The organism is Streptomyces sp. ISL-100 (genome assembly GCF_018614615.1).
Lineage (GTDB): Bacteria > Actinomycetota > Actinomycetes > Streptomycetales > Streptomycetaceae > Streptomyces.
Map to the genome: position 1 here is coordinate 154,455 of NZ_JAGGOK010000059.1, position 24,911 is coordinate 179,365.

A 24,911-nucleotide genomic window follows, 5' to 3' on the forward strand; every position below is an offset into this window, starting at 1 on the left:
CCACGCGTGTGACCCACTGCTCCGCGTCCTCGCCCACCGGTACTCGCAACCGCGCCGTCCCACCTGTCACGCCGGCTCGTTCCCCTGACTTGATCGAGTCTGTTCATCCTGTCGTCCCGCTGGATGCTATCTGGGTACACACTGCGGAAACCGGGAGGTGGGAAACGCCCCTGCGGACGTCAATCAGGGCGAAGCGGTCCCTAGTCGATCCGATCCAACTCGGCCCGAAGACGTTCGGCCTCGGCTTCGGCCTTTCGCAGCCTCCGCTCCAAGGCGGACCGCGAGGGCGTGGGTGCGGTGCCTGCCGCTTTCCCGGACTGTCGCTGTCGGGGGACAAGCCATCCGATGCGCTCGTAGGCCAAGATCATTCGTGCTTGGGGGCAGGAATAACAGAGCTGCTCAGGCTCCGGTGTCGGCCAGCCGTTCGCGAGCATTCGTCGGGTGTGCTCCCGATCCCGCTCGGTCTGCAGCTTTGGGTTCGCGCGCCAGGCGTCCTCGAACTCTGCGGACATCTGTTGGACTCGTTCCGGAGCCGCACAACGAGGTCCAGAAGCAGGCACCCAATCGAGACTCGGGGCGATGGCCTCCTCCACGTGACCGCAGGCCAGCGTCACCTCCCAGAACGCGGAGGTGTGCGGCTCGTCATGGCGGAGTACCGACCAAACCCTGGGGGCCGTGTCGTCCGGTGGCTCGACCGGGTCGGCGGGAAACGTCACCTCCCTCCGTTCTCCCCACTCGGCGATCTCGCGATACGGCGGCGGTGGGGAATCGTCGTGATGACAGATCATCTGCCCAGGAGGCAGCGGGGAGTGGAGAGCCTTCCACTGTGCCTCGTGCGGTGGGGTGCCGTCTTCGCGAGTGAGGACCTCGGGGATGCAGTCGCAGTCAAGCTGAACGCGCCACCGGAACACGTGGGTCAGATCCGGAATCAGGAAGTCCCAGAGCACCCGCGGGATGTACCCGCGCATTTCGGTGACCTCCGCCTCGCACTCCCGCAGCGCCTCCTGGCGCGGCCTGGCCTTGCCGGGAAGCCGCTGCACCGTGGGGGTGCTCGGCGGCGGCCGGTCTTCCAGGAGAAGATGGCGACTATTGGTTGAAGGGGCACCCATGGGCCTCTCCCTGTTCCTTGCCCGGCGCTGCCGTTCATCGGCCGAGCGGACTGTGAGTTGCAGCCAGGCACGCTACAGAGCCAGCCGCACTGTCAGGGGAATGTCGCGCCGCTTCACTCGTGTGGGTGACCGTTCGCGGGCGTCGAGTCTTCAGGATCCATAAGGCTTGTTGTCAGGTGCGGGCCGGGCGGCCGGGGTTGTCCACGAAGTGCACACCCCCGACCGCCGCAGTCTTCACGGTCGTCCTCACGCGGCCGTTGCCTTGGTCTTCGCGCGGGCCTGTTGCAGCAGCTCCAGCACTTGGTCCATCACGCCCTCGGAGTCCTGGGTGCGGTCGATCTCGCTGAGGACGATCCCCCAGATTGCCCGCGCACCCTCCGCTTTCGCCTCGTAGTAGGCGTCGCGGACGCCCTCGCGGATGGGGTCCTCGGTGAAGGTGGCGTAGATGCCGAGGAACTGGCGCACCATGAGCCCGCTGGTCTGCCGCGGGTCGTAGACGATGTAGTGGCCGTCGCTGTCGAGCCGGTGAGTGAAGTACTCATCGGGGCCGAGCGGAGCATGTTTGACGTGGAGGTGCTGGTTGCCGAGCTCGTCGGGCAGCTGTCCGAAGTGGTCGCACATGCGGTCGCGGAAGGCGTCGAAGCCGGCGCGCGTGGTCAACGTCGTCATACCGTCACCTCCGCCGGCTCGCTGAGGAGGTTGCGCATCGCGGTTTCGACGGCGACCTTCGGGGACCCGCAGACGATGATGTGGACGATCACCTCGTCGGCGAACTTCTCCACGGCCGGGGAGCGCGAGCCGAGTTCCCGCACCTTGGTGCGGAACGTCTCCACCTCGGCGATGGCGCGTTCGGCGATGGCCGTGGCCTTCATGCCGCCACCTCCGATGGGTTGAGGTACGCGGTGCGGACGTTGGCGAGCTGGGCGTGGGCCTCGCGCAGGGAGTCGACCCGCTTCTGCAGGCGGCTAATGACCATCTCCAGCGTGTCCGGGTCGAGGTACTCGATGTAGTGGTCGTCGATGGCCTCAATGGCTACGAAGGGCAGCCGCTCCGCCGGCCGTGCCGAGAAGGGGCAGGACTCGATCTGCCAGCTGAGGAAGCGGAAGTTCTCCGGGCTGCCCGTGTCGCACAGCGGGCCGTAGAGGGGCAGCTCGCCGGCTGTGCCGGGGATGTTGCAGTAGATGTCGTGCGGGTGCTCGGGCGTGTTGCTGTCCGCCTCGTGGTCGACCGTGCAGCCGGGCATGCAGGTCGCGGTCACCTTCTCACCGGTGACAGCGCTGGTGAAGGTGAATGTCCGGCGGACAGCGGACCCTCCCACGGCGGGCTCACCGTCGGACGGGGCTGCGGGGACGGACTGAAGCCGGGCGGCCTGGCAGGCGCTCCCGAGAGGCTGGGTGGTGTGGCTCTCGGGGCCGCCGTTGCTGGCAGCCGTTGGTGTGTTTTTCATACTTTGTCTCCCCCATTGCAGGAGTCGGGCTATGGCCTCACCTCCGGTGTTGCACCCACCGGCCGGGACCCTTGCTTTGGTGATACGCGCCCTGTCGAAACGGGGTCGAGAGCGCTGTCCCGTTCGAGGGGTCCAGCCCCGGAAGAGGGTTATTTCGCGGTAACTGGTGTGTAGAATGCGCTGTTTCGGCTGGCGGGGTGACCCCCAGGAGACCTCCCCGCCTGCCCTAGGTGGCCAGGGCCGCAGGAGCGACCGGGACCGAGGTTTCGACATCGGCCAGCACCTCGACACGCTCGACCTTCAGGGACGGCGCGCACGGCTTCATCGGCACGGGGGCGAGACCGTTGGCCTTGAAGATGCGGGTGGTCTCCGCCAGGTCCGGGGTCTACGGGGGCGCTGGCATCGACACGATGAAGTCCCTACGGCATAGGGCCGACTTACTCTGCGGGCAGGTTCACAATGAGGCGCTGGGTGCCCCAGTTCGCCAGATACAGGTGGGCGCCGAAGTAGCGCTCCATCAATTGCCAGGGATCGGCCTTCAGGCCGCCCCACTGGTAGGTGCTGGTGAAGCTGGTTGCGGTGATGTGGGCGCGGGTCGAGATCGTCCGGAGCACGGCGAGCTGTTGGCGGTCCAGCGCCCGGTCAGCGGCGCAGAATTCGTAGGACTGATAGTCGCTCACGAGGCGTCCACACCTTGTGACCGGAGGGATGTTGGTGTGGCAGGTCACGGCGCCCAGTGGCGGTAGGCCGCGATCCACTGCACACCGTCGGGGGCCGGGACAGGCAGGGGGAGGTCGAGGATGCCGATGGCCTGCTGCCAGGGGCCACGGACGCAGCGTGCCACGATGTGGCTGCCTTCGGTGAGGTCGATGTCTTCCACCGTGACCTGCACGCCCAGGACGGTGGTGGTGAACGGCACCGCGAGATGCTCCTGCACCATGGTGAACAGCCCAGACAGTTGTTCCTCGGTGTCGTAGGCATCCACGGTGGCCTCCTCGACGAGGGCGTCGAGTTCCTGCTCGGTCCACGGCTCGCTGGGTTCCACGGACGTCAGCGTAGCCAGCCCGGATACATGACGGCGGGGAAGCCCTGTGCGTGGATTGTGGAACATCACCGGGGCGTGGGGTGGGCGGCCTGGTAGGCGTCCCGGATCGCCGCCCGCAGCTTTCCCCGGGGCGGGACGTCGATGCCCTGGCCTCGGGCCCACGAGCGGACCTGGGCGGTGGTTGGCTCCTGCGGCCCGTCTTCGGCTACGGGGACCTCGCGGGGCGTGCCGCGTTCGACGCCGGGACGTGGTGTCCGATCCGACTGGGGCTCCGACCGTGGCGGGGCCGCGGTGGTGAAACCTCGGCGGTCGAGGACCCTGCGGCGTTTGTGGTGCATGCGCTCCAGCAGCGGTACCTCCGAGTCGAGGTAGTCGTGGACCTCGACGTGGCTCTTCTTGGCCTCGGTGTTGCGCATGATCCGGCCGACCTGCTGAATCACCCGGCCCTTGAACGAGATGGGGCTGGCCAGGAACAACGTGTCCAGCACGGGTGCGTCCAGCCCTTCCCCGGCGACCTTGTCGATCGCTAGCAGTACCAAAGGACCGGTACGGGCGCCGGACAACTCGGCACGGACGTGATCACGATCGCTCTTGGGCAGGCCACCGTGCAGGAGCAGCGCTTCGATGCCGTGCCCTTTGAGCGCAGATGCGAGTTGGTTGACGTGCTCGATGCGATTGGTGAGGGCCAGGCTGCACCGGCCACGCCGGTAGGCCTCGACGATGTCGGCGGCGATCTGCTGGTTGCGCGCCTGGTCGGCGGCGAGTTCGCCGTAGATGGCCTGGATGGAAGCGCCGTCGGTGCCGGGCTCGTCGGTGGTGAAGTGGCAGCGGTGCACGATGAGGTGTTTGGCGAAGCTGCTCTGGTCCTCGATCTCGTGGCGGATCGGCCCGCACTGCATGGTGATCAGAGCGTCCATCTGGTCGGCCCGGTACGGGGTGGCTGACAGGCCGATCCACCGTTCGGCCTTGACCTTGCGGATCGCGGCCTCGGCGGCCGGAGCCCCGATGGCGTGGCACTCGTCGACGATAATCAGGCCGTAGCTGTCCAGCAGTCCTGTGGCGGCCTCACGATGGGCCAGGGACTGCAGCATGATCAGGTCGACCACGCCGCCGCGGCGGTCCTTGCCCGCGCCGAGCGACCCGACGGTGTGCTCACCGAGGTCGAGGAACGTCTCCAGGCGCTCGCGCCACTGGGCCAGCAGTTTGGCCCGGTTGACGATGATCGCTGTGGGCCGGGCGTGAACCGCGATCAGGGCACAGGCCATCACGGTTTTACCCGCACCGGGTTGGGCGACCAGGACTCCGGTGGGGTGAGGGGTCATCGCTTCGACGGCCCGGGTATGTACGGCGGTGAGTTCGCCGGTGAACCGGGCACCGACCGGGGCCCGGTCGGGGAAGGTGCCGGTGACTTTCAAAGTGCCGCCGGCGGCGGCGACCAGGCTGGCGGCTTCGTCGCGCAGCCCCCGGGGCAGGGCGATCCACTTCGGGTCGGTGGCGTCGAAGCAGCAGATCAGGCGCGGGGTGTTGAAGGTGGAGAACCGCTGGTTCTGGCGTCGGTAGAACTCGGGGTTGTGGATGGACGCGGCGTGTTTGAGCGCCGCGATCAGTTGCGGTGGCAGTCCGGTGGTGGAGATGCGGAGCATGGCTCCTGCCTTGGCCTTGACCGTCTTGGGGGCCTTGCCCAGCGCGCTGCGGCGCGGCCGGGCCGGCAGCGCAGGCGGGACCGGGCTGGGGCCGGCCTGCAGCGGGCCCAACGTTTCCACCAACTCCTGCACCTGCCCGGGCGTCAGACGTTCGGTGTGCGACAGGTAAGCGAACTGGTCCTTGTACGGCGTCCAGGTGGCAGGGTCGCAGAAGAGTGTGGTGCCCGCGGTGCGGGAGACCCCAGCGGCAGTGCGATCAGATTCCCGAACCGTGCCCCGCCCTTGGAGTGCGTGGGAAGGAAGTCCTGGGCGGGGAAGAGCCGGTCGTAGCTGGCCAGGGACATCCCGTCGCGGGCGTCGATCGCGCGCCGCAACAAGGCCATGCCCAGTGCGCGGGCCAGGCTGGCCGGTACCGCCGCGGTGAAGAAGATCCACACGTGTGCGCCGGCCCCGGAGCGGGAGACCTCCGCCAAGGTGGGAACCCCGGCTTCCGTGCAGGCCGCCACGTAGGCGGCGGCGTCGCCTTGCCAGTCCTTGTCGTCGAAGTCGCACGCCAGCAACTGGGTCGTGTCGTCGGGGAACATCGGGTAAAGGGCCACATGCAGCTCGCGCTGTCCCGGCTCAGGCCGACTCAGGTGCCGGAAGATCACCTGGTCGGTGAGCGGGAAGAACACCCGCTCAGCATCCGACTTGGCCTTGTCCCAGGGGTTCTCCTCGGCCGGGCTCCATCCGGTCCGGCCGTTCTTCGCGCTCACCCACCAGTTCGCGTACACATCCGCGCGGCCGACGAACAGTGCACGGAACAGAGCGACCTTGGCCTGCGGGGCGGAGGCCGCGTCCGCGTAGGGCAGGCCACTGCTGTACGGCATCTCGGGCAACGTGGGCGGTGCCGGCCTCTCCACCGCCTCGGGCACGGTGTCGGGTGCTGGCATTCCGAGGCGTTCCCGGAGCCGCCGGTTCTCCTCCGTCAGCTCGGCGATCTGCTCGAGCGCGACGTCGAGCCGGATCCGCAACTCGGCGGGGTCGTCCCACCCGTCCCAGTCATCCACGAGCCAATGATCCGAAAATCCTGACCGGATCGCAGCCGATCAGGACATGTCCGTCCTCGTGTCCCTCGCTCTCCTGGTCCGGTGGGCACGGGAGGCGTCGACCGGTGAGGGCCGCACCAGGTGGACATCAGTGGGCACGATCCACGGGCCCAAGCGTGCTCTGCTGGGCGGGGAACGCCTTGCGCTGCGAGCCCCGCTCGCAGTCATCGACTTCGGACCGACTGTTCTGTCTCTCCAAAGGACCAGTGAGGTACGCCGATCCGCAGGCCCATCCACTTCGAAGGCCATGTGGGGCCCCGACTGCTGCTTCCTGGGACTGGTCTGCCTGGGTGAGGCGACGGGGCACAATGGGGTGATGCAGGACGATGAACTTCTCGGCCGGGTGCGGGAGATGCGCGCGCGGGGCAGCGGTCCGAAGCAGATCGCCAAGGTGCTGGGGTTGCGCCCGGCGCAGGCCACCGCGCTGGTTCGGCGGGTCGCGGAGGCCCAGCAGGCAGGCGTCGGGGCTGCTGAGCGTGCGGTGGTGGGCTGCTTCGTCAACGCGGGCTGGAGCGTGGGGCTCGGCATGGACGCCGCTCCCGACTGGGCGGCGTCCGACCCCCTCCACGATCGGGAGGATCTTGGTACGGGCGGGTTCGCACAGGTACTGCTGGCTCGGCAGGAGCGCGCCAGCCGGGTGACGGTGTGCGGGTTCCTGGTGGATGTGTACTGCCTGGGCGTCAAGAACGTCACCGGCCCGGAGGTGATGGGGGCCGGATCACTTCAGGCATACGCCCGCTCCTACTACTCCGCCTTCGACCACCCGCCGCTGAGCATCGGCGTGGAGCAGGTCCAGGCGATCGTCCACGGCGCGGTCGCCTACGCGCGCGCTCTGGGCTTCGAGCCCGCCACCGGATTCGATGCGGCCGCCGGGCACCTGGGCCCCGCACCGGCCGGCCTGCCCGAGATCCGCTACGGCCAGGGCGGCAAACCGTTCTACATCTCCGGCCCCCACGACGACCCCCGTGCCGTCGTGCGGCAGCTTGAGCGGACCTGCGGCGCGGACAACTACGACTACATCGCCCACCTGTAGCACAGGTGTGGGAGAGGCATCAGCTGTGACAACTGAGCAGGCGTCGCGCGGCACAGTGCGGTGCACCGAGCAGGAGGCGCAGGCCAACCTGCTCGCCGTACTGCAACTGTGCGCGGCCGGGAAGCTGCGGTGCAGCCAGAAGACGCACCGCCCGGGTGCGGCCACGGTGGCGGCTGTTGCCGAGATCCTGCAGGACGGCGACTTCTACTCGGCTGATCCCATCGCCGCCTTCGCTTGGCCGCTGCTGCTCCAGGCCGGAGGACTCGCCGAACTCGCCTCAGGGAAGCTGGCGTTGACCACCCGAGGGCGGCCCGCCCTGACCAAGCCGCCCCATGACACCCTCAGGCTCCTGTGGCAGCGGTGGCTGAACCGCGCGGTGCTGGATGAGTTCTCCCGTGTCGAGGAGATCAAGGGCCAACGCGCGGCGGCGGTGCTGTCCGCCGCGGGGCCCCGCCGCAAGACGGTCGGCGAGGCCCTCGCCGCCTGCGCACCGGGGCAGTGGACCCAGGTGGACGACCTGTTCGCGGCCATGCGCAAGAGCGGGTTCGACTTCACCATCGCGCGCAGTGACCGCGCCCTGTGGAAGCTGTACCTGCAAGACCCGCAGTACGGCAGCCTCGGCTACGACGGATTCCACGACTGGCCCCTGCTCCAGGGCCGCTACACGCTCGCCGTCCTGTTCGAGTACGCCGCCACCCTCGGCCTCATCGACATCGAGTACGTTCCGCCCGTCGGCGCCCGCGAGGACTACCGCGACAACTGGGGCGGCGACGACCTCGACCAACTCTCCCGCTATGACGGCCTGCTCGCCCTGCGCCTTAACCCGCTCGGCGGGTACGCCACCGGCCGCACCCCCGCCTACTTCCCCGCGCCGGCCCCCGTCGACACAGACTGCCGCGGCATCAAGGTCCTGCCGAATTTCGACATCGTCGCCCTCGACGGACTGCGTCCTGCCGACGCCCTGCTCCTTGACGCCTTCGCCGACAAGACCTCCGACCGGGTGTGGACCCTGAGCGCCACCTCCCTCCTGAGCGCCCTGGACACCAAGCACACCCTGAAGGAGCTCCGCTATTACCTTGCCCAGGCGTCCTCACAGCCGCTGCCGCAAACCGTCACCACCCTGCTGGACGACACCGAACGCCGCCTCGGCAAGGTTCGCGACACCGGCCCGGTCCACCTCATCGAGTGCGCCGACGAAGCCCTGGCTACTCTCCTAGCGGGCGACCGCCGCCTGCGCGCCCTCTGCACCCGCCTCGGTGAGCGGCAGCTGGCAGTCCCCGCCGAGAAGCTCCCCGCGTTCCGCAAAGCCCTGCTCGCCCAGGGCTACCCACTGGCCTGACCCGGACGGATCCGAGGGCTCAGCCTCCTGCAGGCCCTGATCGACGGCGCCCCCTGAGTAGATGGCTGTGGCTGTTCGGGGCCGAGGCTGGGCATACTGAGCACATGGAGACACGGGTGCGGTATGCGGAGATCCGGCCGTACACGGTTCCGGAGACCCTGGATGAGCTGGCCGGTCCGACGGACGGGGTCGTGGTTTTGCCGACCGCGTTGGACTGGACACCGAAGAGTGCCTACGACCTGTCGGACGACGTTGACCTGCGGATGCTCTATGAAACGGTCATCCGCGAGGCCATGCATGTGGAGGAGCTGCGGCAGTTCCTCGACCCCGTGCTTCTCTCAGCCGTGTGGCAGAGGCTGTGGCTTCCGCCGCGGGTGCGGCTGATGTGGGAGGGGCGCTTCCCGGAGCTGACCCGCAGGGCTGCGTAGTATTCGTCGGCATGGATCCGTTTCACTCCCGGCTCGCCCGTATCGGTCTTGGAGCCGCCGCGAGTTACGGCTTTGTCCTGGCCGGCGGGTATGCGGTGCAGGTGCACGGGTTCCTGGAGCGGCTCTCGGACGACGTCGACCTATTCACGGACAACGCTGACCCGATTGCCTTCTCCGAGGCAGTCGATGCGGTGGCTGCGGCGTACCGGGCGGCAGACCTGACCGTTGAGGTGGAGAAGTCCGGTGGGGTGTTCGCCCGGTACGGGCAAAAGCCAGACGATCACCAACATGATCGCCGCACTCATGCACGCCGGCCGCTCCGTCCTCTTCGTCAGCGAGAAGGCCGCGGCGCTCGACGTGGTCCGCAACAGGCTGCGAGGTGTCGGCCTCGGGGACTTCGTGATGGCCCTGCACAGCGGCGACACCAGCAAGAAGGCTGTGGCGACGGAGCTCGAACGGGTGCTGACCACCGAAGTGCGGCTCACCGGCGCGGCCGAGCACGAACTCGACCGGGCGCGGCGGCTGCGAGAGGAACTGTCTGCCTACGCGGCGGCTATGAACCAGATCCGCGAACCGCTCGGCCGTTCTCTCCACGACGTCCTGGGCCGCCTTGTCCTCCTGGAGCGAGCGGACACTCCGCAGCTCGCTCTCGGCGCCAAGAGCACCAGCACGGTCCGGCGCCTTGGCGCCGGGGAGCTTCAGGCGCTCTTGGACGCGGCCGGCGCCGTCAGTCGTTCCTGGCGCCCGGCAGCGGAAGGCGACGCGTTCGTCTGGCGCGGGCTGAAGGGGACCTCCGCTCCCACCACGGTTCTCGCCGAGGCCGCTGACGCGCTCGGGGATCTGCGCACGGCTGCCGAGCGTCGCCCGTTTGCGGCCACGACCCCCGAACCGCGTACCGTGCACGACGTACAGCAGACCGTACGGATTCTGGAAGCGGGCCTGCCGGACCGGAACCTGGCCACGGTCGGCGGCGGACTGTCGGCCGACCTCTTCGGAAGCCTCGCCCAACTGGCCGAGCTGTTCGGACTGCCCAAGCCGGAATCAGCCCGGGCCGCGTTCGGTCTACTGGAACTCGCTGATCTGGCCTCCGCAGCGATGCGGCCGCCTGCGCGATGGTTTGACGAGGAAGGGCTGCGCGAGGCACATCGAGCGGCTGAGGAATTGCGGGACGCGCTCGCTGCCCACGCGGCGGCCCGTGCAGCAGCGGTGGGCCTTTTCGGCGAACAGGTGCTGGAAGCCCAAGAGTTGCCCGCCCTGGTCGAGAGGTTCACTGGTCAGCGCCGGGGCGTCTTCGCGCGTCTGTCTGGCCGGTACAGGGAGGACCGCGCGGCAGTGGCCGCTCTCACGCGCAACGGTGCCTGGGACAAGGCGCTGCCCCAGCGCCTGAACGACGCCCTGGCCTGGCAGAACACTGCGGCGGAGGTCGCTCGGCTGGCGAAACACCACGAGGAGGCGCTGGGCGGCTATGTCCCCCGCGACGAGGACGAACTGCCCGCCTTGGACGCCGTGCTGACTGTGGCAGATCGCATCGCGGAACTCACCCGCGGGATCGAGCAGCGGGACCTTCTCACCGCCCGCCTGGCTGATGGTACTGAGCCCGACCCGCTGCCGGGGTTGTTGGCCCGTGGCATTCGCGGCGCGATGGTCAGCTGGTGTGCCGCGGCGACGTACCGCGTCGAGCGCTGGTCCGAGTCCTCGGCCGCACTGCACGACCTCTTCGAGGAGCCCCGCCAGGCCCAGCTGTCTCTTGCCCTGTTCGGTACCTTCGATCAGGCCCAGCAGGCCGTCGACGAACTCCGGGCCAACCCGCGCGGCCCGGAGGAATGGCAGGCGTACCGCTCCGGACTGGACGTCTTGGCCCATCACGGTGTCGACGAACTCGTCCCGCGTGCAGTCGAACGCGGCTTCCTGCCCGAGCGGTTGCCTGCGGTCGTGGAGCAGGCGGTGCTGAAGTGCTGGGCCGACGATCTCTTGGCCACGGACACCCGGCTCGCCATCACCCGCTCCGCGGACCTGGACGTCCGGGTGGCGGACTTCCAGGAGGCCGACCGTCGGCTGGTCGCTGCAGCGAGCGGAGCCGTGATCGAGGCGTGCAACAAGCGCCGACCGCGCCAGTTCAGCGGCGGGGCGGCCGCGGTGATCAAGCGGCAGGCGGAGCTGAAGCGACGCCATATGCCGGTGCGGGAACTGCTCGGCCGCACCCGTGAAGTCGTCCGACTGATCAAGCCGTGCTTCATGATGAGCCCGCTGACGGTGAGCCAGTTCCTGCCTGCGGATTACCACTTCGACGTGGTCATCTTCGACGAGGCATCACAGGTCCGCCCAGCCGACGCCGTCAACTGCGTATACCGGGCAGATTCTCTGATCGTGGCGGGCGACGAGAAGCAGCTGCCGCCCACTTCCTTCTTCGACGCGGCGGTCGAGGATGACTCCGACGAGTACGACGAGGACGTCCCCGATACCTTCGAGTCGCTGTTGCATGCCTGCAAGGCGGGCGCCCTACGCGAACTTTCCCTGCGTTGGCACTACCGCAGCCGTCACGAGGACCTGATCACGTTCAGCAACAGGTCCTTCTACGGCAACTCCATGGTGACGTTCCCGGGTTCTCTCGCCTATTGCGAGTTGTTGCTTCCAATGTCAATCGATCACGGTTCATCTGCCGTTCTTGCCCGTCAGGTGATGCTGGTGGGCAGGCTCCGGACGGGACTGCGCCGGGTGTTGTTGTCGGTGCGTCGGTCCAGCTCGGTGCGGAGTTCGTGGATGACCTGGGCATAGACGGCGACGCGCTCACGAAGCTGGCCGTTGTCCTCCCGCAGGGCCTGGGCGGCGGCTTCGGCGTCGATGGCGCGGGCGTGCAGATGCTGGAAGGCGGGTGGAATGCCGTTCGCTTCGGACTTTCGGCGGACGAATTCCTCTTTGAGGTCAACGTGCTTGTGCGTGAGGACCCATCGCTTGACGCCTGCCTCGGCGGCGAGTTGCAGCGTGGTGAGCGCCCCGGTGGACCGGGTTGGACGGCCGTCGAGGAGCCGTTGGATCGCTGCGGTGATGGCGTCGCGTTCGGCGTCTCGGTCAGTGGCCATCGTGGGGTTCTCCAGTCGAGTCGTGGGCGGTGACGATGCGTTCCAGGCGGTCGAGTACCTGTTGTTCGCGGGCGTGTCGGAAGGCGGGGGCCAGCGGGTCGTCGACGAGCGGTCGTAGCTGGTCGATCTGGACGAGGACGTGTTCGATGTCGCGATCGGTCCGCGCGATGTTGACGCAGTTCGGCCGGCAGTCGTCGAGGTCGGGGGTGCGGCGGGTGCTGTCCTCCTCGCTGCGCAGGCGGCAGGCTGCCCGCTTGGGGTCCAGGACGCAGGTCATGCCCTTGCCGGGGAAGATCTGGAGGTCGGGGTTGGCGAGCATGGTGTTGGCGTGCCGCTTGGTGCGCAGGACTCGGCCGGCGAAGCGAGTGGCGGCCTGGACGCGGTGCCGGTAGGTCTCGGCTGCTGGGCCGCTGACCTGCTCGCCTTCACGTAGGCGCTGGTGTGCGTCGGCGAGGGTGTCCAGCCGGGTCAGCCAGTCCTCGAAGGCGAGGTCGTCGGGGAATCCCGAGGCGTAGTTTCCGGCGTAGCCGAGGGTCATCTGGACGCGGAGATGTCCGTATTGGATGGCGGCGGCAACCAGGCCCCGTGGCCGGCGGACGATGAACCAGGCCAGCGTGCGGCGCAGGCGGGCGGAGTAGATGACCGGGTGGACCGGGTCGGGCGGGATGTGGTCACTGCGGCCGTGCTCGGTGCAGTAGGTCTCGACCCAGGCCAGGAATTCGGCGATGTCGTGGTTGATTCGGGTCTCCGACCGGGAACCGCCGACGCGGCTGCGCAGGATGGTCGCGCCGTCGCGACCGTCGGTGAACAACGTCGCCGGGAACAGCCAGGTGCTCGTGTGCAGCCGCTCCAGGACGGCGACGGCGGTGGCGACGGCCTCGGTGACGACCCACGGATCAGCCCGGATCTCGCCCTCGGGCATCTTGTCGCCGGCAGCGTCACGGACACCTTTCCAGTGCCTGCCGCGCAGGAGGACCAGGCCGTGGGCGTCGTCTCGTTCGACGCAGCCACGTTCAAGACTGAGGACCTCGCCTGCCCGCATCCCCGACAGGTAGCTGATCACGATGAAGCAGGCCGTACTCAGGTGCCGGGCCAGAAAGCCGGCCTCGACGTAGTCGATGGCCCCGTCGTGCCAGGACCGGCCGTCCAATCGCCCGGTGACCGGCGCGTCCAGCGGCGCGCCTTCGATGACGGACAGCCCCATCTCGGCGAAAACGGCGCGGTTGCTGGGGTTGTCCAGCGCACCGCGGGCCGTGTCGAGCACCTTCGCGATGTGCGAGAGGTTGACCCGGAGCGTGCCGTCGCTGTCACGGATGCCGGGAAGCGGATGTCCTCGCTCGCGGTAGTCGCTCAGCAGGACGCGCAGCTCGTCGGTCAGCGCGCCCTTCGGGCGCCGTGGTGGAGGAATGTCCCGGCCCCCGCGGGCGCGGCCGCCGCGCTCGCTGAGTACGAGGTGTTCGCCGAATGCCGCGGTGATGTCCTCGGCGAAGGTCTCCACGAACCGCAGGGCCCAGGCCAGCAGCGCCGACATCGTCTCGGGGTGGATGCGCGGCGTCCGGTTCTCTTCACGGATGGCGCGCCGCTGCTGGAGGATGTCCTGGATGCGCTCGCCGCGCCAGGGCGGTGTTTGCGGCAGCCGGTCGGCCTCGGGAAGCAGGTCCCGGTAGGACCACACCCGGTTCACGATCGAGAGCCGGTCTTCGCGCTGGGCATGGCTGGTCTCGGTTGCTTTGACGTGCGCGGCGTAGTCGTCGAGGTCGGCCAGGGACACCTCGCCGAAGCATGTACGGCCGCGTCCGTGGAGCCAGTCGGTGAACAGCCGGAGGTTGCGGAACGTGGAGGTGATGGTGGTGATCGCCAACGTGCGCGGCCGGAAGTAGAAGGTGGAGACGCCGGCGCTGGTGTGGTTGAGCAGCAACCAGGTGAGCGTCTTGACCGTATGCAGGAACGGTGCCGTGATGGGGCTGAAGTCGATCGAGAACGCGGTGGTGTGGCCCTCGAAGACGGCGGGCGAAAGGCGCCAGCGCTGGTCGGCGAATACCGACAGAGTGCTGGGGTCGGTTCCGGGGCGCAACGGCCGGTTGAGCAGCACGAGTGTGTCCGGTTCGGGCAGCAGAGGCGCAGATGGGGCCGGGGCGGTGTCCGGGAGGATCATGTCAGGTCGAGTCCTCGGGTCAGGAACCGCTCGACCAGGGCTCGCTGCTCGGCGGTGATCTCTGTGCGGGTCGTGGCGATCGTCGCGGTGGGGAAGTTGGAGAGCAGGTCGGCCAGTTGCGCGACGGGCCCGGCGAACCGTTCGGCCCAGCGCAGAGGCGTCATCTCCTGTTTGCGGGCCTCCAGCCCGTCTTGGACGGCGATCAGCACCGGCAGGTGCGCCGGAGTCGCGCGGGCGCAGGGGCAGGACATGCAGAGCAGGAACGAGGCGCGGCAGGGCTCGCCCGCCGGGCTGTGCGGGCTGGCCAGGTGGTCGGTGCAGCCTCCCAGCACGGTGTCCAGTTCCCCGGCCAACAGCTTCTTCAGGGTGGCCGGGTCCAGGCCGTGGCGGCTGGCGACGGTCTCGGGCGTGCGACGGGCCTCGGCGACATCGGTGGCCGTCAGCACTCGCATGACCTGCGCGGCTCTCGCGCCGGCCAGCTGATCCTCCAGCACGTCCGCGACGACCTTCTGGTACTCGGCGAGGTTGCCGCGGTTGCGGGCCAGGTACTCGTTCGCCAGCGTCCGTTCCGTGTGTGCGACCGGCTGCTGGTGGCGTTCCAGCCAGCTCATCCGAAGCCGTCGGCTGTCGACGACTAGCGGCATCGGAAGACCGTCCGCGCCGACGGTGTCGGCGTGCAGGTTCGCGCCTCGGCTCCAGCTGGCCAGGATCGCGTTAGGCAGGCCGGTACGAAATCCACGAGCCTTCTCCACGCCCTTGGAGCAGAAGAAGGCCAGGAGTAGATCCGTTCCGATGTGCGTCCGTGCTGGGTCGGCCAGATCGACCAGCAGCGCGTAGACCCCGAACGGCGTGTGCAGGTCGAACTGCCGGTGAGGGCTGCGGCTCTGTTCACCGGGCGCATTGCCGGAGAACGCGGTCGGCATGTGTGCGCGGTCCCGGCCGCGGCGCGGCTTGACCAGGTCCACCACCGCAGTCGCGATGGTCCCGGTGTGCCCGTCGGCGCGGTGGTGCGTCGCCGTGGCTGTGGAGATCGTGCTGTAGTTCTGCCCGGTCAGGCAGAGCAGCAGCACGCCGGCCGCGCCGATGTCGGAGAAGGTCAGGTGCAGGTCCGCCATCAGTCGGCCCGCCCCGAACGGACGGACGCAGATGTCAGGCTGCCGGCCCCAGCGGTGTCCCTGCGCGGAACGTCGCCGTGCCGCTCCACGTGGTCCAGCAGCTCGCCGTGCTGCCAGGTTCGCGGCTCCGCTTCGGCGTCGATCTGCCCCGCCCGCCAGCGGGCCAGCAGTTCCCGCCCGGCGAAAATCCGGTCGGCGGCCCGCCGCAACTGGGAGCGCGCGGTGTTGGTGATGCGGTCGAACTCGTCTGTGGTGTAGCTGGCGGCGGGCGTGGAGTTGCGCTCCAGGCCCTTGCGGGCCAGACGCGCCAGGAAGTCCTGGTCGGCACCTTCAGGTGCGAACCGCAGCACCGAGCGCAGCGTCGGCAGCTCCCGGTTCAGGTTCGGCGTGCCCAGTCCGGCCATCTGAAAGCTCTCCAGGTGGGCGGCTCGAAGCTGCGCCGGATGGGCTGGCGGGCGGTTCAGCGAGGCCAGATGCTGTGCGAAACGGCGCAGCAGCCCGAAGGCGCTCTTGGCCGAGGACGTCGTCCGGCGCCGCCCGGCCGGGGCGGTCGCCCCTGCGAACGCGGTCGCCAGCCACACCACCAGCTCGCGGGCGACCGGGAAGGCGGCGAAGTCGTAGTCGACGGGCGGGCCGCCGCTCTCCGGGAAGAAGCGGACCAGGCACTGCCCGTCGTCGAGGAACAACCGTCGCGGCGCTTGGTATCCGGGGGTCGGCAGCGCAGCCGGGCGCCCAGTAGCCCGGGTCATGACGGCTCTCCGGCGACCGGGTCAGACAGGACCTGCGGGTGCGTGGCGAACATGGACGCCATCAGGGACGACAGCGCAAAGCCGTGAGCATGCTCGATCAGCAGCGAGACGTCGAGGTCGCGGAAGGGCTCCAGGTAGATATCCATCGTGGTGGTCACGTCGGCGTGCCCCAGCAGCGTCTTGACCAGATACCAGGTGTCGCCGAACTGGGCGCGGAAGTCACGTACCTCCTCGGCGTTCAGGTGCGCGACCTGCCGCTCGTAGAGCAGTCGGCCGACCGAGTACCAGCGCAGCGCGAACGAGTGCCGCATCATGTGGGCGTTTGCCTCGAACGAGGTGAGCCCGGCGCGGGCGACTCGCTCGTTGCCGGTGTCGAAGGTGTGCTGCCAGCCGTGCGCCTCGCGTGGCATGCCGTCTTCGTTCAGCCAGACTGCCAGCGGTTCCAGTCCGGCGACGGTCTGGCGGAACAGCCTCTTGCGGGCCTCGGGATCGAGCGAGTCCAGCGACGCGGTCATCCGCCGGCCGTTGGTGTCGCGCATCTCCAGCCGCCGGTTGCGGGTCCTGCGTTCGACCAGCAGCAGCTGCGGCAGCCGCTCGTAGCGGCCGGCGCGCTGAGCGCGGCGGACCGCTGCGGCGCGTTCGCCCTCCTCGTAGGCCAGGACGTCGACGAGCACGCTGCGCGGCATCCAGAACCGGCGTCCACGTCCGCCCTTGGCGCATTCCTCCGCCAGCCGACAGGTGTAGTAGGTGCGGGCCTGGTCGTCGGCGGGCAGCTCCAGGCGCAGGACGCTGGCCCACTCACTCAGCCGCAGCCCGGTGCCGTAGAGCCCATCGACGAACGCGCAGTCACGCTGGCTGTTGCGCCCGCGCCATCCGTCGATCTCCCGACCGCGCAGGTCCAGTCCGCGCAGCCCGACGTCGACCCACCGGGCGTAGCCGGCCGGGTCCAGCCACTTCACGTCCTTGCCGCGTACGAGGTGCGGGCCGGCCTCGAACGACTCCGCCACCGTGCCCGGGTCAGGGCCGGGAACCTGCCGTCGGGCCACCGGATCGATCACTCCGAACCGGGACCCGGCCCAGCGGTAGAACGCGCTGATCGCGATCAGGTCGTCCAGCACCGTCCCGCCGGCCACGCGCCGGACGTTGGCCTCGTCGGTCATCCGCCAGAACTTGAACCCGGCGACGTCCTCTTCGTCGGCGTCGTGCCAAGCCCGGCCCGCCGCATCAAGGAATCCCAGCCAGACGGCTACCGCGAAGGCGTACTTCCTCCGCGTGCCCGTGCTCGCGTTGCGCATCCGCGCCGAGGCGAAGAACCCGTTGACCTCCGGCACCGACCACCCATCGGCCCGAAGCAGCACCGGCTGCCCCATCTGCGTACCGTGCGCGTGCGCCCACTCCGCCAGTGTCGGCAGACCTGCCAGCACCGGATCTGCCGCGTACCACGACACCTCCCGTCGCGGGCTGCACCAATGCACCTGCCACCGCGCCAACAGGCCAGTCTCCACCTCAAGTTCATCGAGCATCAATGAGTGAACATACAGCCACTCGCAGTCACCAAAACCCCAGCAACAGTTTCTTGTGGCTAGAGACCGCCGGAGCACTGGACCACGGCAACGACATCGGCGTCGAGTTCTTCCCCACACAGGGCGTGTACGACCGGGGCGGTCGACGCGACAACCGTGTGGAGGCTGAGTTCGTCGCCCGGCGGGTCATCCATCACTTCGACACTCGCCCCGGTCGCACCCTGGGCGTCGTCGCTCTCTCCCAGACCCAGGCGGCGGCCATCGACCAGGCCGTCCAGCAGGCCCGGCTGCTTCGCCCCGACCTCGACCACTGCTTCACCGAGGATCGACTCGACGGGTTCTTCGTCAAGAACCTCGAATCCGTCCAGGGCGACGAGCGCGACGTCGTGATCATGTCGATCGGGTACGGTCCCGACGAGCACGGCAAGTTCGGCACGAACTTCGGGCCGATCAACAAGGGCGGTGGCTGGCGGCGCCTCAACGTCGCTGTCACCAGGGCGCGCTTCCGTATGGAGGTCGTCGCGTCCTTCCGGGGAAGTGGCCTGGCCGACAGTGCGAACGAGAGCGTTCAGCACCTCAAGCGGTATCTCGAGTACGCCGAGAACGGCCACGCCGTCCTCGCGCGGGATGTGACACAGGGCGACACCGAGCCTGACAGCCCCTTCGAGGAGTCGGTCCTGCAGGTGCTGCGCGACTGGGGCCACCGGGTGCAGCCGCAGGTCGGTGTCGCCGGATACCGCATCGATATCGGCGTGCGCCATCCGGAGTTCCCGGGTACCTACGCGCTCGGCATCGAGTGCGACGGCGCGATGTACCACTCCTCCAGGACGGCTCGGGACCGCGACCGGCTGCGGGAGGAGGTGCTCGCCGGGCTGGGCTGGCGGCTGCACCGTATCTGGGGCACTGACTGGTATCGCGGCAGGGATGCTGCCGAGTTGAGACTGCGCGAGGCGGTCGCACTGGCGGTCGAACGGGGACCGATGCCGGTCTCTGCCTCGACGGATCCAAGGACGGGCCCGACGGTGGCCGACGAGGACGACAAAGCGGGGGACACCTCGGGCACCAGGGCGGCTGCCCCGCTCCCCGGCGTTTCGGCCGCGCCCGGTTCCCCGGGGCTGGGGAACGGTACGCCTCCGACCGCTGCCGCGGACCATGAGCGCGTTCCGGTCGACACCGAGCCCGACCGGCCGTGGAGCTCCCTGTACGAGACATGCGAGATGGCAGTGTCCTCACCGTACGAACTGCACACCTCAGAGGCCCGGCCCGCGCTGCGCAAGCTCCTGAACAGGGTCATCGAGATCGAGGGCCCCGTCCACGAGGAGTTGTTGGTGCAGCGAGCCAGGGAGGCGTGGGGTGTGGCCCGGGCGGGCAACAGGATCCGTGAAAACGTACGGGAAGCGGTGCGAGGTCTTGTCCACTCGGGGCAGGTCACCGTCGATGGCGACTTCTTGGATGTGGCAGGCAGGGAGGGGCTGGGTGCCCGCGTTCCAGGGGAGGGCGACACCCCTCGCAAGGCCGCGCACATCGCTCCGGTTGAACGTCAGCTGGCGTTGTACGAACTTGCCGCCGAGTGTCCGAGCATGTCCCGGGACGAACTGGTCCGGCACACGGGCGAGTTCTTCGGCTGGCGCCGCATGGGCCGGGACATCCGCAGCTTCCTGGACTCCGACATCGACGAACTGCACCGCCGGGGCAGGCTGAGGGAGGTGAACGGGCACATTACGGCGGTCGGGTGACAGAAACCGATCTGATGGGCCACGTTGTGGCCGGGGCGGCTACTGAAGGACCAGCCGACGCGCTCGTAAGACGGTGTTCATTAGCACCGCTCAGAACCATCTGGAATGATCTTGCAGCCCCTCGTATGCGTAGGTCTCGGGTTCGAATCCCGAAGGCGGCTCAGAGAAACCCCAGGTCACGTAGCCCATGACCTGGGGTTTTCTGTTGCTCGGGGCATGGCGCGTCACACGGCCGGGGTGCCGTGGAATGGCTTGCGTGAGCGATGTGCGAGCGGAGGGGGTCTCGGCCCTACTGCTTGGGCTTCTTCCGCTGGGCCTTCTTCTTGCCCTCGGCCTGGTCCTTCTTGGCGCGTTTGGCCTTCTTCCGGGCCTTCTCCGCCTTGCGTGCGGCCTCTTTCATTTCCGCCTTGCGCTGGAGAGGGACCAGCTTGGCGGTGGCCTCGGCGGCGTTCTTGCCGACGTGGGGGTTCTGATAGATGTCCCGAGTGATCCGGGTGTCGCTGTGCCCGAGGGTGTCGGACACGATCTTGACGTCGATGTCGGCGGCGAGCATGAGCGTGGCGGCCCCGTGCCGGAGGTCGTGCAGCCGGATCGGCGGGAGCCCCGAGGAGACCACCAGCCCCTCGAAGAGATCGGTCACTTTGCCTGGTGCAGCCAGGAGCCGTCCTCCTGCGTGAAGACGAGCCCGGTGTTCACCCAGGCCGACCCCCACTCCGCGCGGTCAGCCTCCTGCTGCTTGCGGTGCCGCTCCAGGACGCCGACGGTGTCGTCATCGAGGGCGACGACGCGGAAGCCACTGTCGGTTTTTGGCTCGGACGCCTCGACTTCCCAGCCGTCCTGGACGAGCTGCCCGGTCACGGTGAGGGAGTGCCGGTCGAGGTTGGTCTCGGACCACGGCTGCCCGCACGCCTCACCCCGTCGCAGACCGCGGAACGCGATCAGGTGCCACATCGCGTACAGCCGGTCCTCGGCGACGAAGTCGAGGAAGGCGCCGGTCTGTTCCGGCGTCCAGACCATCACCGGTGGGGGCTTCTCTCCGGTCTGGTCCCACTTGGCGACCCGTTCGTCCGTCCACACGAGCGCCTTCGGCTTGCGCACCGGGTCGATCTCAACGTGGGCCGCTGGGTTGAACGTGATGATCTGCTGCCCGATCGCGTCGTTCAGGGCCGCGCGGAGCGTGGCCTTGACGTGCTGGCGCGTGGCGGGGCCGGTGACCCGGCGGAAGGCCGGCATCGCGTCGATCGCTGCCTTCAGCGCCTTCCGTCGAGCACGGTTCTCGACCCCCTTCCATGGGATGGTCGCCAACTCCTCCACGGCAGCCCGCCGCTGGGCGTTCTGCTCCAGGATCTCGGCGTTGGCGTCGGCGATGGCTGTGAACATCTCGCTCAGGTGGCTGACGCGCAGCCGGTCGAGGCGCCGGTGCCCGATGTGCGGCTTGAGGTGCACGCGAATGTCGGTCTCGTAGCGGCTGATACCCGATTTGCGGATCCTCTTGCCCGCCAGCCACCGGTCCAGCCATTCGCTCACGGTCAGGCTGCCGACGAGGTCCTGGCCGGCCTTGAGTCGCCGCCGGGTCTCCTCCACGTCGGGCAGAGGCAGCTTCTCCCCGCTGACCTCCGCCAGCATCTCGGAGATCAGCTGCACGCCCTCCGGGTCGTCGGCCTCGGCAAGCCCGAGGAGGGCGCGTACGTGGTCGAGGTCGGCCTGGGCCGCCTTGAGGTTGGCGTACCCGCCACGTGCGAACGACCGCCGACTGCCGTCCTCACGGGGCGGCAGCTCCTGACGCATGGAGTACGTGCAGTGGTTCCTGCTGTTGCGCTTCGGGCAGGAAGAGCCGAGTTCCTTGCCGGTCTTCGGGTCGCGGCAGGAGCAGCGGCGGTAGGTGGAGCCCTTCAAAGGCGTTCCTCCGGGGTGGTGTTGGGGTCGGATTCGGGTGGGTCGACATCACCCAGTGCGGGTGGCAGGTCTGGCGGGGTAACTCCCTCTTCGCGGAGCTCCCGGCGGAGGTGCCGGAGGTTGTACTTGGCGGAGATGGCCTGGTCGGCGTACTCGGTCCGTTTACGCTCGGCTTCTTCCTGCTGGGCGCGGCTGGTTGCCGTCTTGGCCGCGAACCGCGCCCGTTCTTCCTCTTCGAGCGAGGCCAGGACGGTGCGCACAAGGCTGGCGTGAAGCTCGAACTCGGGGACCAGCCCCGCGTCGTACTCAGGCACGTCCTCCTCGCCGGTGAAGCGCCGCAGGGCGTCCCAGGTGGGTACGAGGTCCCGGAACGGGAGTTCCTGGGTCCGGTCGACGTATCCGACCGGGAAGATGAGGCAGACCGGGTACGTCTCCAGGGCGGCGGCGAGGACCATGACGTCCACCAGCGGAAGGTTCGCCCGGCGTCCGGACTCCATGTTGGCGATCACATTGCGTGCGATCGAGTGCCCGAGCCTCTCGCACTGGTCCGCCAGGTCCTGTGCGCTCCACCCCATCTCCTTCCTCCGTCGCCGGACTTCGCCGGCCACGTTGGCCTTGATCCGGTCCACCCACTCCGGAAAGTCGTCCTCTTCATCATCGGAACGATGTTGTGTCATGAAGACACAATAGCTCGCCCATGATGGTTACTAGGCGCCTGGAGTCGGATGTGATGCGCACGTTCGCCGAGGGCTGTACCGAGAGGGGCGCTGCGTGCGCGAAGAAGCGATGGTCAGCCAGTCGAAGGGGATGAGCCGGGAGGAGCTGCTTACCCTTCCCGCTGCCGTTGACCTGGACACAGGAAACCGTGCTTTGGGTCTCGGGCGGAGTAAGGGCTATGAACTGGCCAAGCGAGGCCAGTACCCCTGCAGGGTCCTGCGCTTGGGCAAGGCGTACCGCGTGGTGACCGCGGATCTGCTGAACCTGCTGGGCCTCGCCGCTTGAGGGCGAGACAAGGTAGCAGGCGGTTCTGCGCTGAGCTGACACAGAAACGCTGGACTGTGGCCAGGCGTGGACGTACTGTCCGTGTTCCCTCGCGGCGGCTTGATGCCCGCGAGAAGGGGATGGGCCCCCGGCGACGCAACGCCGGAGGCCCCAGCATCCCTCCACGGCCCGAAGAGAACCAACCCGGCGGCAAGGGCACGCAAGCCCGCAGTCGCCAGACGAGGAGCTGCCCTGTGGAACACACGGCACCCGAGCCCTATTCCGAATCCGACAAGCCTTCGTGGCCGCCGACGGCCGTGCCCGGCCACCCTGGCAACTACGCGCCCGAGAACGAGGCGCAGATCCCCGGCGATGGGACTGAACCCGCCGAGGAAGCGGTCCCGGAGCCAGAGCCGACTTACGGCTCCGAGCTGCTGCTCGAACTGCGGTCGCACATAGCGAAGTTCGTAATCCTGCCCTCAGAGCAGGCGCTCGATGCGGTCACCCTGTGGGTGGCGGCGACGCATCTGCAGCCCGCGTGGCAGCACGCCCCGCGCCTGGCGGTGGTGGGCCCGGCCAAGCGGTGCGGCAAGTCCCGGCTGCTGGACGTCCTGACCGAGACGGTCCACGAGCCGATGCTCACCATCAACACCACGCCGGCGGCGGTCTTCCGTTCGATCACCGACGAGCCGCCCACGCTCCTCGTCGACGAGGCCGACACCATCTTCGGCACGCCGAAGCAGGCAGAGAAGAACGAGGAGATGCGCGGCCTCCTCAACGCGGGCCACCAGCGCAACCGCTATGTCACCCGCGTCGTCGGCAACGACCACACACCCCACAGGTTCGCCACCTTCGCCATGGCGGCCCTGGCCGGGATCGGCGACCTGCCCGACACGATCATGGACCGCTCGGTCGTCATCCGCATCCGCCGTCGAGCCGACGGCGAGAGTGTCCGGCCCTTCCGATCACGCAGGGACACCCCAGCCCTCCACGATCTGCGCGACCGCATCGCCGCGTGGGCCTGGCCGTTGCTCGACAAGGCCGCCGACCTGGAACCGGCGATGCCGGTCGAGGACCGCGCCGCCGACACCTGGGAACCTCTGGTGATCGTCGCCGACCTCGCAGCCGCTCATTGGCCTCGGCTCGCCCGCGAGGCGTGCACACAGATGGTCGCCGCTGAGGCAGCGGCCGAGGAGGACCACCCCAGTTCGGTGCGGATCCTCGCCGACATCCGCCGCGTCTTCGTCGCCCAGCGCGAGGTCGACAGCCTCTGCACCGAGGAACTGCTCCACCACCTGCGCCAGGACCCGGAGAGCCCATGGTCTGAGTGGGGGCGGAGCGGGCTGAGCCCGCGTGACCTCAGCTCGATGCTGCGCGAGTTCGGCATCAAGTCCGGCAACGTCCGCCTCGCCGACGGGACACAGCGCAAGGGCTACATGCGCAACAAGTTCCTCGACGCCTGGCGCCGCTACTGCCCGACCGTGCATCCGGTCGACGCCGATCCCACCCCCAGCGAGGGCTGAGCCCCCGCACCCCTGGTTGCCGTCCTTGCCGTCCCTGCCGTGATCTCGCAGGTCAAACGGCATACGGCCAAGACGGCAGTCAGGGCCAAGACGTCAACGCGATCACGACTGGCGCGCTTCCCGCCCAGACACTGCCCGGATCCGTCTTGTGCCGTCCTGAGCGTCCTTGCCGTATTGCCCCAGGTCGCAGCGCTGCCTGCCGGGACGGAAGACGCCCCGGCACCGTCCCGGCCGGACAGGGGCACGTTGAGACCGCGCTCGGACGCGATAAACGGGTTGAGCCTCCGCCCGGCAGGTTCGAGGACGCCGCCCGCACGCGACGGGACGGACGGCCGGGGCTGCTGCCGTACCCGCCCTGACCTGCGCTTGCAACGGCCAAGACGGCAAAGACGCACTACACCGCTATCGCAGGAGTACACCGCTTGACCACCCATTCCATCCCTATCCACCGCACCACCTACCAGGCGACCGGCTCGGCGAAGGGTGGCCAGTGATGACGAAGCAGTCTGTCGAGCGGTACGCACTGATCGCGGCGGGCACCGTCATCGTGGCCCTGACCGCCGGCGCGTTCTGGCTCTCGTACGCGCACCTCGCCGAGGTCGCCGGACAGCACGGGATCAACAGCTCTCCCGCCCGGCGGTGGGCCTGGCCCGCCACCCTGGACGCGTTCATCGTCGCGGGCGAACTGCTCATGCTCCGGGCGGGCCTGCGCCGGGTGACCGACGGGTGGGCCATCGCCCTCACGGCCACCGGATCGGTGGGCTCGATCGCGCTCAACGTGGCCGGCGTCAGCGGCACGGCCAACGCTAGTGCGTTGGCCACGAACGTTCGCCGGGTTTGATCAGGCGGCTTTGAGTCGTGGGCGGCCCCAGCGTTGCTGGCGTTCGCTGCGGACTCTGGCACGTTCACGGCGTTGGGCGGACAGGACGTCGGGGTGACGGGCATTGGCGTTGCGCCACCGCAGGTAGTCCTGGAGTTTCCGGGCGAGCACCGTGTGGTTGGGGTGGTTGGAGCCGCCCAT

General features: G+C 68.7%; 22 protein-coding genes and 3 pseudogenes. 9 read left to right on the plus strand and 16 right to left on the minus strand.

The genetic code is table 11. The features are described from left to right. Positions 1-200: 200 nt before the first annotated feature. The 8 genes from J7E89_RS26295 to J7E89_RS26330 form a co-directional block, all read right to left on the minus strand. Positions 201-968 carry a hypothetical protein gene (locus tag J7E89_RS26295; protein ID WP_214976908.1) on the minus strand — a complete coding sequence of 256 codons (768 nt, stop codon included), beginning with the start codon at positions 966-968 and terminating at the stop codon, positions 201-203. Between the two features lie 387 nt (positions 969-1,355). Next, positions 1,356-1,778 (minus strand): hypothetical protein, encoded by a 423-nt coding sequence (locus tag J7E89_RS26300; RefSeq protein ID WP_214976909.1) that lies wholly within the window; start codon positions 1,776-1,778, stop codon positions 1,356-1,358. Further along, entirely contained in the window at positions 1,775-1,981 is a 207-nt protein-coding gene (locus J7E89_RS26305; protein ID WP_214976910.1) for a hypothetical protein, read from the minus strand. Before J7E89_RS26305 ends, J7E89_RS26300 begins: the two co-directional genes overlap by 4 nt. Beyond that, on the minus strand, positions 1,978-2,556 hold the full coding sequence (locus tag J7E89_RS26310; RefSeq protein ID WP_214976911.1) for a hypothetical protein: 579 nt from the start codon (positions 2,554-2,556) through the stop codon (positions 1,978-1,980). The genes J7E89_RS26305 and J7E89_RS26310 overlap by 4 nt, the downstream gene beginning before the upstream one ends. A 437-nt stretch (positions 2,557-2,993) precedes the next feature. Then, complete coding sequence (locus tag J7E89_RS26315; RefSeq protein WP_214976912.1) at positions 2,994-3,236, minus strand: hypothetical protein; 243 nt, start codon at positions 3,234-3,236, stop codon at positions 2,994-2,996. Positions 3,237-3,280: 44 nt separating this feature from the next. Continuing rightward, a complete protein-coding gene (locus J7E89_RS26320; protein ID WP_214976913.1) occupies positions 3,281-3,601 on the minus strand; it encodes a hypothetical protein in 321 nt (106 codons plus the stop codon). Positions 3,602-3,666: 65 nt separating this feature from the next. Then, complete coding sequence (locus tag J7E89_RS26325; protein ID WP_214976914.1) at positions 3,667-5,364, minus strand: DEAD/DEAH box helicase family protein; 1,698 nt, start codon at positions 5,362-5,364, stop codon at positions 3,667-3,669. Positions 5,365-5,387: 23 nt separating this feature from the next. After that, positions 5,388-6,293, minus strand: coding sequence for a hypothetical protein (locus J7E89_RS26330; protein ID WP_214976915.1), 906 nt, complete (start codon positions 6,291-6,293; stop codon positions 5,388-5,390). Between the two features lie 355 nt (positions 6,294-6,648). On the opposite strand from J7E89_RS26330, the gene J7E89_RS26335 reads away from it, so the two are divergent. The 5 genes and pseudogenes from J7E89_RS26335 (at position 6,649) to J7E89_RS26350 (ending at position 11,907) form a co-directional block, all read left to right on the plus strand. After that, the gene (locus J7E89_RS26335) at positions 6,649-7,365 is read left to right on the plus strand and encodes a hypothetical protein (RefSeq protein ID WP_214976916.1); all 717 of its coding nucleotides are present in this window, start codon (positions 6,649-6,651) and stop codon (positions 7,363-7,365) included. A 25-nt stretch (positions 7,366-7,390) separates the two neighbouring features. Beyond that, positions 7,391-8,704 carry a helicase-associated domain-containing protein gene (locus tag J7E89_RS26340; RefSeq protein ID WP_308315608.1) on the plus strand — a complete coding sequence of 438 codons (1,314 nt, stop codon included), beginning with the start codon at positions 7,391-7,393 and terminating at the stop codon, positions 8,702-8,704. 104 nt (positions 8,705-8,808) lie between these two features. Continuing rightward, a complete protein-coding gene (locus tag J7E89_RS26345; RefSeq protein WP_214976917.1) occupies positions 8,809-9,132 on the plus strand; it encodes a hypothetical protein in 324 nt (107 codons plus the stop codon). Positions 9,133-9,143: 11 nt separating this feature from the next. Next, positions 9,144-9,344: pseudogene (locus J7E89_RS42455) on the plus strand (hypothetical protein); the annotation flags it as partial. A gap of 76 nt (positions 9,345-9,420) precedes the next feature. Continuing rightward, on the plus strand, positions 9,421-11,907 hold the full coding sequence (locus J7E89_RS26350) for an ATP-binding protein (RefSeq protein ID WP_214976918.1): 2,487 nt from the start codon (positions 9,421-9,423) through the stop codon (positions 11,905-11,907). Here J7E89_RS26350 and J7E89_RS26355 read toward each other — a convergent pair. The 5 genes from J7E89_RS26355 to J7E89_RS26375 are packed head-to-tail and all read right to left on the minus strand — an operon-like array spanning position 11,805 to position 17,754. Further along, complete coding sequence (locus J7E89_RS26355; protein ID WP_214976919.1) at positions 11,805-12,212, minus strand: hypothetical protein; 408 nt, start codon at positions 12,210-12,212, stop codon at positions 11,805-11,807. The two genes, J7E89_RS26350 and J7E89_RS26355, sit on opposite strands and share 103 nt — an antisense overlap. Continuing rightward, the gene (locus tag J7E89_RS41105) at positions 12,202-14,367 is read right to left on the minus strand and encodes a hypothetical protein (RefSeq protein WP_251061083.1); all 2,166 of its coding nucleotides are present in this window, start codon (positions 14,365-14,367) and stop codon (positions 12,202-12,204) included. Before J7E89_RS41105 ends, J7E89_RS26355 begins: the two co-directional genes overlap by 11 nt. Next, a complete protein-coding gene (locus tag J7E89_RS26365) occupies positions 14,364-15,482 on the minus strand; it encodes a hypothetical protein (RefSeq protein WP_214976920.1) in 1,119 nt (372 codons plus the stop codon). Before J7E89_RS26365 ends, J7E89_RS41105 begins: the two co-directional genes overlap by 4 nt. Next, the gene (locus tag J7E89_RS26370) at positions 15,482-16,231 is read right to left on the minus strand and encodes a hypothetical protein (RefSeq protein WP_214976921.1); all 750 of its coding nucleotides are present in this window, start codon (positions 16,229-16,231) and stop codon (positions 15,482-15,484) included. The genes J7E89_RS26365 and J7E89_RS26370 overlap by 1 nt, the downstream gene beginning before the upstream one ends. Further along, positions 16,228-17,754 carry a site-specific integrase gene (locus J7E89_RS26375; protein WP_214976922.1) on the minus strand — a complete coding sequence of 509 codons (1,527 nt, stop codon included), beginning with the start codon at positions 17,752-17,754 and terminating at the stop codon, positions 16,228-16,230. Before J7E89_RS26375 ends, J7E89_RS26370 begins: the two co-directional genes overlap by 4 nt. A gap of 53 nt (positions 17,755-17,807) precedes the next feature. On the opposite strand from J7E89_RS26375, the gene J7E89_RS26380 reads away from it, so the two are divergent. Continuing rightward, the gene (locus J7E89_RS26380) at positions 17,808-19,490 is read left to right on the plus strand and encodes a DUF3320 domain-containing protein (RefSeq protein ID WP_251061084.1); all 1,683 of its coding nucleotides are present in this window, start codon (positions 17,808-17,810) and stop codon (positions 19,488-19,490) included. Between the two features lie 289 nt (positions 19,491-19,779). On the opposite strand, the pseudogene J7E89_RS26390 reads toward J7E89_RS26380, so the two are convergent. Further along, a pseudogene (locus J7E89_RS26390) lies at positions 19,780-21,386 on the minus strand (tyrosine-type recombinase/integrase). Further along, positions 21,383-22,063, minus strand: coding sequence for a helix-turn-helix domain-containing protein (locus J7E89_RS26395; RefSeq protein ID WP_214976925.1), 681 nt, complete (start codon positions 22,061-22,063; stop codon positions 21,383-21,385). The pseudogene J7E89_RS26390 and the gene J7E89_RS26395 overlap by 4 nt, the downstream one beginning before the upstream one ends. A 109-nt stretch (positions 22,064-22,172) precedes the next feature. On the opposite strand from J7E89_RS26395, the gene J7E89_RS26400 reads away from it, so the two are divergent. The 3 genes and pseudogenes from J7E89_RS26400 to J7E89_RS26410 all read left to right on the plus strand — a co-directional run. Further along, positions 22,173-22,388: a hypothetical protein gene (locus J7E89_RS26400; protein ID WP_251061112.1), complete on the plus strand. Its 216-nt coding sequence runs from the start codon at positions 22,173-22,175 to the stop codon at positions 22,386-22,388. A gap of 233 nt (positions 22,389-22,621) precedes the next feature. Then, complete coding sequence (locus J7E89_RS26405; RefSeq protein WP_214976926.1) at positions 22,622-23,890, plus strand: DUF3631 domain-containing protein; 1,269 nt, start codon at positions 22,622-22,624, stop codon at positions 23,888-23,890. A 422-nt stretch (positions 23,891-24,312) separates the two neighbouring features. Beyond that, positions 24,313-24,707, plus strand: a pseudogene (locus tag J7E89_RS26410) (DUF2637 domain-containing protein); the annotation flags it as partial. A 24-nt stretch (positions 24,708-24,731) separates the two neighbouring features. On the opposite strand, the gene J7E89_RS26415 reads toward J7E89_RS26410, so the two are convergent. Next, positions 24,732-24,911 (minus strand): hypothetical protein (locus tag J7E89_RS26415; protein WP_308315609.1); only part of this gene is annotated, 180 nt, incomplete at its 5' end.

Coding starts and splice junctions, on each gene's coding strand:
- J7E89_RS26295 (WP_214976908.1), bottom strand. CDS start 968: ATGCGCGGGTACATCCCGCGGGTGCTCTGGGACTTCCTGATTCCGGAT.
- J7E89_RS26375 (WP_214976922.1), bottom strand. CDS start 17,754: ATGCTCGATGAACTTGAGGTGGAGACTGGCCTGTTGGCGCGGTGGCAG.
- J7E89_RS26355 (WP_214976919.1), bottom strand. CDS start 12,212: ATGGCCACTGACCGAGACGCCGAACGCGACGCCATCACCGCAGCGATC.
- J7E89_RS26370 (WP_214976921.1), bottom strand. CDS start 16,231: ATGACCCGGGCTACTGGGCGCCCGGCTGCGCTGCCGACCCCCGGATAC.
- J7E89_RS26365 (WP_214976920.1), bottom strand. CDS start 15,482: ATGGCGGACCTGCACCTGACCTTCTCCGACATCGGCGCGGCCGGCGTG.
- J7E89_RS26300 (WP_214976909.1), bottom strand. CDS start 1,778: ATGACGACGTTGACCACGCGCGCCGGCTTCGACGCCTTCCGCGACCGC.
- J7E89_RS26345 (WP_214976917.1), top strand. CDS start 8,809: ATGGAGACACGGGTGCGGTATGCGGAGATCCGGCCGTACACGGTTCCG.
- J7E89_RS41105 (WP_251061083.1), bottom strand. CDS start 14,367: ATGATCCTCCCGGACACCGCCCCGGCCCCATCTGCGCCTCTGCTGCCC.
- J7E89_RS26335 (WP_214976916.1), top strand. CDS start 6,649: ATGCAGGACGATGAACTTCTCGGCCGGGTGCGGGAGATGCGCGCGCGG.
- J7E89_RS26305 (WP_214976910.1), bottom strand. CDS start 1,981: ATGAAGGCCACGGCCATCGCCGAACGCGCCATCGCCGAGGTGGAGACG.
- J7E89_RS26395 (WP_214976925.1), bottom strand. CDS start 22,063: ATGACACAACATCGTTCCGATGATGAAGAGGACGACTTTCCGGAGTGG.
- J7E89_RS26310 (WP_214976911.1), bottom strand. CDS start 2,556: ATGAAAAACACACCAACGGCTGCCAGCAACGGCGGCCCCGAGAGCCAC.
- J7E89_RS26350 (WP_214976918.1), top strand. CDS start 9,421: ATGATCGCCGCACTCATGCACGCCGGCCGCTCCGTCCTCTTCGTCAGC.
- J7E89_RS26400 (WP_251061112.1), top strand. CDS start 22,173: ATGGTCAGCCAGTCGAAGGGGATGAGCCGGGAGGAGCTGCTTACCCTT.